General features: G+C 40.6%; 1 protein-coding gene. It reads right to left on the reverse strand.

Annotated features, from left to right (window positions below; translation table 11 throughout):
• Nucleotides 1–335 (reverse strand): hypothetical protein (locus tag ACPYOM_RS22205; RefSeq protein WP_481347621.1); only part of this gene is annotated, 335 nt, incomplete at both ends.

Below are 335 nucleotides of genomic sequence, written 5' to 3' on the forward strand. Positions count from 1 at the left end.
GCCCTTTACCACCACAAAATCTTTTCCAAGTCTGTCGACCGGCACAGCCTGATCCATAAGAATATCGTTGTTGCTAAGGCCATTATCGGGATAGTGCATTCCATTAAAATTACCATTAGTTACAGACACTGGTTTTGTTGCCTCGATCTTTGCCCCGATTAATCCATCCAGGTTGTAAGGGCTGTCTACAGCTAAAGCATCTAATATATACGACTGTCCTTTATTGAGAGTGAAACTTTTTGTAGGAGTAGAAGAACCGTCAGAAAAAATAACATTTGGATTGTATCCTGAAATGACAACTGCTGTATTGTCTTCCGTTGCTGTAACTCCTATAG

It is taken from the genome of Monashia sp. HAY1-2A (genome assembly GCF_056755315.1).